Here is a 5,408-nt window from a genome sequence, read left to right as displayed (position 1 = left end):
AGCGCCGGCGCAGGCGCCGGCGGCACCGTCGCGGCAGTGACCGCCTGCGCGGCGTCGCGCAGCTTGGGCAGCAGGCGCAGGGTCAGCGCGAGCTGGTTGCGCACCAGCCGGCGCTTGGCCTCGTCGATGCCGTCCTCGCGCTCCAGCGCCTCGGCCAGTGCGATCTCGGCCGGCTCGTCGGCGGCCGGCAGCGCACGTCGTTCCGCAAGCGCGTCGGCCAGCGCGCCCAGCGCCTGCGGCAGGTAGTCGCCGGCGCGGGCGATGTCCGGATCGGTCTCGCCGGCCAGCGCCGCCCGATGCGCGCCCAGCGCCGACAGATAGCCGAGCAAGGTGTTGGACAAAGCCAGGAAGCGGAAGCCGGCATCCAGGTTGCGGCGGTAGCGGCCGGGCTCGCGCAGCATGTTCGACAGCGCCACCGACAGCGCGGCGTCGGCGTTGTGCATGTCGCGGCGGGCGATGCGGTAGGGCAGGTCGTCGCGCATGCCGCTGCGGTACTGCTCCAGCACCTGCGCCAGGTAGCGCGCGCTGCTGGACAGCACCGTCGCCAGCACCTGGTTGAGGCGCCGGCCCTGCCAGTCCGGCAGGATCAGGAACGAGGCGGCGGCGGCGATCGCGCAGCCGATCAGGGTGTCGAGCAGGCGCGGCCAGATCAGCATGAAGCCGTCGCCGATCAGGTTGAAGCAGAACAGCGCCATCACCGTGATCGCCGCGGTGGCGAGCATGTAGCGGTCGGTGCGGGTGACGAAGAACACCAGCGTGCCGAGCAGGGCGAACAGCAACTGCAGCTCGGTGCCCGGGAACAGCTGCATCAGCGCCCACGCCGCGCCCAGGCCGATCAGGGTGCCGGCGATGCGCTGGGCCAGGCGCAGGCGGGTGGCGCCGTAGTTGGGCCGGCACACGAAGGCGGTGGTCAGCAGGATCCAGTAGCCGTTGCTGGCGTGGATCGACTGCATGATGGCGTAGCCCAGCACCAGCGCGATCGCCATGCGCAGGCCGTGCCGGAACAGCACCGAGCCGGGCGTGAGCTGCTGGCCCAGGCGCCGCAGCATCTCGCGCAGGGTGTGCGGCGACGAGTCGCGCAGGCGGGTGTCGAGGGTGTCGCTGGTGGTGTCCGATTGCGCGGCCTCGGCCAGGCGCCGCTCGATGCTGTGCAGGTTGGTCACCAGCAATTCCAGCGAGCCGAGCAGCCGCGCCTGCCGTGGGTCGCCACGGGCGTGCAGGAAATCCAGCGACTGGCGCAGGTCGGTGGTGGCCTGCTGGGTCTGCTCGCCGTAGTCGAACGGCTGGCGCAGCCGGATCGCCTCGCCCAGCGCCGCGCAGGCCTTGCCCTGCAGAGCCAGCAGGCGCTGGCAGCGGTACAGCACGTCGCTGTGGAAGAACGCGTCGGTCAGCGCCTCGTACGGGTAGTGCGAGGAACTGGCGCGCTCGTGGAAGTCCTGCGCCATGTAGTACAGGCGGAAATACAGGCCCGACTGCACGCCGGGCCGGCCGGAGCGGCCGAAGCGGCTGATGATCGCGGTCTTGGCCGCGTTGAGTGCGGCCACCACCTGCGCGTTCTGCTCGGCCAGCGCCAGCCGCCGCGCGTGCAGGTCGCTCTGCCGCACAGGCTCGAACAGGGCCGCCTTGAGCCGCAGGTAGCGGCCCAGCTCCAGGTACAGCCGCGACAGCCGCTCGCGCACCGGCCGGTTGGCGAACAGCACCGTCCACAGCACCGACAGCACCGCGTACCAGCCGGCGCCGAGCAGCAGCAAGGCCACGCCGTGCCAGGCGTTGCCGCCGACATGGCCGTTCTGGGTGCCGTGATCCAGGCCGATCATCGCGTAGATCGCCAGCGCCACCGTGGCCTGGGCGATGGAGGCGTAGCGCTCGCCGAGCGCGCCGAGCAGGGTCAGGGCGAAGGTGGACAGCGCCAGGCCGGCCGCGAATGGCCACGGATACGGGAACAGCAGTACCACCGCGGCCGCGGCGGCGGCGAAACACAGCAGCGACAGCAGCACCGACTTGATCCGGCCCAGCCAGTTGTCGTCGGTTTCGGCGATGGCGCTGGCGATGGTGCCCAGGAAGATCGCCGGCACCGCCTCCAGTTGCTGCAGGTGCCAGCACACGCCCATCGCCACCGCCAGCGCGATGAACACGCGCAGCCCGTAGCTGGCCTTTTCATGGGCCCACAGGCGGCTCAGGCGGGTTTCGATCGAGGGGGTCGGCACGGCGACACGATAGCGCACCGTCGCTGTATGCGATCCCCCTCGGGAGGGTGGATGCACGCGGGCGCTCAGACCTCCAGGTGCCGCAGTCGGGCGTCCAGCAGTGCCGGGAAGCGCTTGTACCAGGTCTGGTTGAGTGGCGAGGGATGCGGCAGCGGATGCAGCACCACGCGGCGGCTGCGGCGGCCGTCCTCGCTGTGCAGCTTCACCTCGGTCTGCGCCTGGAAGCGGTCCTCACGCGCCCAGAACGCCTCCAGCGCCGCGCGCACCTCGCGCGGCTGGTCGATGCCGAACCACAGGAAGGCTTCGCGCCCGAGGGTGAGGATGGCATCGCCGCGCCACTGCTCAAGCAGCAGGCGCCGCATCAGCGGGTGGAAGCGCCGCTTCACCGCCATCGACCAGGCCTTGTTGCCCACCGGCTTGTACGGCACGGTGTTGAGCCAGAACGCGACGCGGCCGGCCTTGAGCCCGGCGGCGAAATCGGGCATCTCCTCGCCGTGGTGCAGGTGCCGGTACAGCGCCTTGCGCACCAGTTGGCCGCCGCTGCCGACGAAGGGTTCGCCGTGCTCGACCTCGCTGCGGCCCGGGTCGCGGCCGAGGATGCACACCCGCGCGTCGCGGCGGCCCAGGCCGATGATGGGATCGAGCGGATCCTTGCCGCAGGCGGCATAGGCCGCGGTATCGATGCCGTCGGTCTGCGCGGCGAGCGCGCGGAAGCGGGTGCGGAGAGCGGGGGAGAGGGCCATGGAGCATGTGCGAATCGGTGGGGAATCCAGGCTAGCGCAGCGGCGAGGGTGGCTGCGTGCGGGCTTCCACGCGAGAGCGGTGTGCGCTCCTTATGGGAGGGACACCAGTCCCGGCAAGCGAGGATGTCAGCCGCGCTTTGAGCTTCACTCGTCGCGGCTGAAGCCGCTCCCACAGGGAGTGGGTCGGGTGTCCTTGTGGGAGGGACTTCAGTCCCGACGCTGGATGATGTCAGCGAGCGCTGGGCTTCGCTCGTCGCGGCTGAAGCCGATCCCACCCGTGGCGACGTGTTACGCCCCCTGCTCGCGTGCGATCGCGCGCCAGCCGATGTCGTGGCGGTGGAACTCACTGGCCCAGTGGATCTGCGCCACGCCGGCGTAGGCATGCCGCTGCGCCTGCGCCACGCTGTCGCCCAGCGCCGCCACGCACAGCACGCGGCCGCCGGCGCTGAGCACGCGGCCCTGCGCGTCCAGCGTGGTGCCGGCATGGAACACCTTGGCGTTGCCCGGCACCGCGTCCAGGCCGGTGATCGCTTCGCCGGTGACCGGGGTTTCCGGATACGGCGCCGCCGCCAGCACCACGCCCAGCGACGGGCGCGGATCCCACTGCGCCTCGGTGGCATGCAGGCGTTCGTCGAGCGCGGCCTCGAGCAGGTCGAGCAGGTCCGACTGCAGGCGCAGCATCACCGGCTGCGTTTCCGGGTCGCCGAAGCGCACGTTGAACTCGATCACCTTGGGCGCGCCGCTGGCGTCGATCATCAGCCCGGCGTAGAGGAAGCCGGTGAACGGTACGCCGTCGTCGCGCATGCCGCGCACGGTCGGCTCGACCACCTCGCGCATCACCCGCGCGTGCACCTCGGGCGTCACCACCGGCGCCGGCGAGTACGCACCCATGCCGCCGGTGTTGGGGCCGGTGTCGCCGTCGCCGACGCGCTTGTGGTCCTGGCTGGTGGCCATCGGCAGCGCGGTGTGGCCGTCGACCATGGAGATGAAGCTGGCTTCCTCGCCGTCGAGGAATTCCTCGATCACCACGCGCGCGCCGGCGTCGCCGAAGGCGTTGCCGGAGAGCATGTCGCGCACCGCGGCCTCGGCCTCGTCCAGCGACATCGCCACGATCACGCCCTTGCCGGCGGCCAGGCCGTCGGCCTTGATCACGATCGGCGCGCCCTTGGCGCGGACATAGGCCAGCGCGGCCTCGACCTCGGTGTGCACGGCGTAGAACGCGGTGGGAATGCCGTGGCGCTGCAGGAAATCCTTGGCGTAGGCCTTGCTGCCTTCCAGCTGCGCGGCGGCGGCGCTGGGGCCGAAGATACGCAGCCCGGCGGCGCGGAAGCGGTCGACCACGCCCAGCACCAGCGGCACTTCCGGGCCGACCACGGTCAGCGCCACGCCTTCGTCCCGGGCCAGCGCGAGCAGTCCGTCGAGGTCGTTGACCTTGACCGGCACGTTGCGGCACTTGGCCTCGCCGGCGGTGCCGGCATTGCCGGGCGCGACCAGCACTTCGTCGACACGGGGGGACTGGGCCAGCTTCCAGGCCAGGGCGTGTTCGCGGCCGCCGGAGCCGATGACGAGCAGTTTCATGGTGTTGAATTGTCCATTCCAAGAAAGAGGAGAAGCGCCAACTTGAAGAGGAAGCCTAGCCAGATTTCGAGCTTGTGCAGGCTTTCGGTAGTTTCGGTGGGATTGCCGCGACGATCGGTACAGCGAAGTTTGCGATTTCCTGCCATTGCCAGTTCCCGCGAAGGTCTGACTAGACAAGCTAAACATCTCTCGGGAGCAATCAACGGACGCGCATTGTAAAAATCCCAATTACAGGAAGCGCGCTCGAAGCACTCCTTGCGAATCGCGAGGTCATTGCCGCCGGGTCGTGACGGCGCGCGCGCCTCACGTGCAGCCTTCGCGCTGCAGCGCCTCGGGGAAATGGTAGGTCCAGGTCTTCGCGTCCAGGGCGAAGCGGTGGCTGCGCTGCACCGGGCGCTGGCCGCACTCCGTGCCGGTTTCCTCGATCAGCAGCGGCCAGACGCGGGCCGCGTGGTCGCGGTCGTCGAAGCGCAGGGCGAAGTCGATGGCGAACTGGCCGGCCTTGCAGTCCGCGGCCGCATCGGCGGCATCGCAGTCGGCGGCGGCGCTGTTGTCGATGTGGCTGCGCACGCTGCCGGCGTCCACCAGGCCCTTGGGGCCGGGTAGGATCAGGGTCTGCGATTGCAGCGCGTAGCCCTGGCCGAACCAGCCGTCCTCGACGCGGAACCCGTAGAAATCGCTGCCGGCGCGGACGATGCCGACCTCGCCGGGCTGGCCCTGGCTGCCGTAGGTGCCGCCGGTGCGCTCGGCGGCGACGGCGAAGCCCTGGCCCTCGGGGCGCAACACGTAGAAGTCGATGGTGCCCGGTTCGGGATGGCCGGCGTCGCGCAGCGCGCCGCACACCGCCAGCAACTGCTGCCAGCCGTCGCCGGTGACCACC

General features: G+C 70.7%; 4 protein-coding genes. All 4 read right to left on the bottom strand.

The genetic code is table 11. The annotated features are described in order from the left end of the window. Positions 1 to 2,207 (bottom strand): YccS family putative transporter (gene yccS / locus D183_RS0121120; protein WP_026144720.1); only part of this gene is annotated, 2,207 nt, incomplete at its 3' end. A 65-nt stretch (positions 2,208 to 2,272) separates the two neighbouring features. Then, positions 2,273 to 2,950 (bottom strand): uracil-DNA glycosylase family protein, encoded by a 678-nt coding sequence (locus tag D183_RS0121115; RefSeq protein ID WP_017910748.1) that lies wholly within the window; start codon positions 2,948 to 2,950, stop codon positions 2,273 to 2,275. A gap of 288 nt (positions 2,951 to 3,238) precedes the next feature. Then, a complete protein-coding gene (purD, locus tag D183_RS0121110; RefSeq protein WP_017910747.1) occupies positions 3,239 to 4,528 on the bottom strand; it encodes a phosphoribosylamine--glycine ligase in 1,290 nt (429 codons plus the stop codon). A gap of 303 nt (positions 4,529 to 4,831) precedes the next feature. Then, on the bottom strand, positions 4,832 to 5,408 hold a 577-nt coding region (locus D183_RS0121105; RefSeq protein WP_017910746.1), incomplete at its 5' end, for a hypothetical protein.

The organism is Xanthomonas sp. SHU 199 (assembly GCF_000364665.1).
Lineage (GTDB): Bacteria > Pseudomonadota > Gammaproteobacteria > Xanthomonadales > Xanthomonadaceae > Xanthomonas_A > Xanthomonas_A sontii.
This window is presented reverse-complemented; position numbering and strand designations above follow the sequence as displayed.

Excerpts from the sequence above, each read along its gene's own strand:
- D183_RS0121115 (WP_017910748.1), bottom strand. The coding sequence starts at position 2,950 with ATGGCCCTCTCCCCCGCTCTCCGCACCCGCTTCCGCGCGCTCGCCGCG.
- purD (WP_017910747.1), bottom strand. The coding sequence starts at position 4,528 with ATGAAACTGCTCGTCATCGGCTCCGGCGGCCGCGAACACGCCCTGGCC.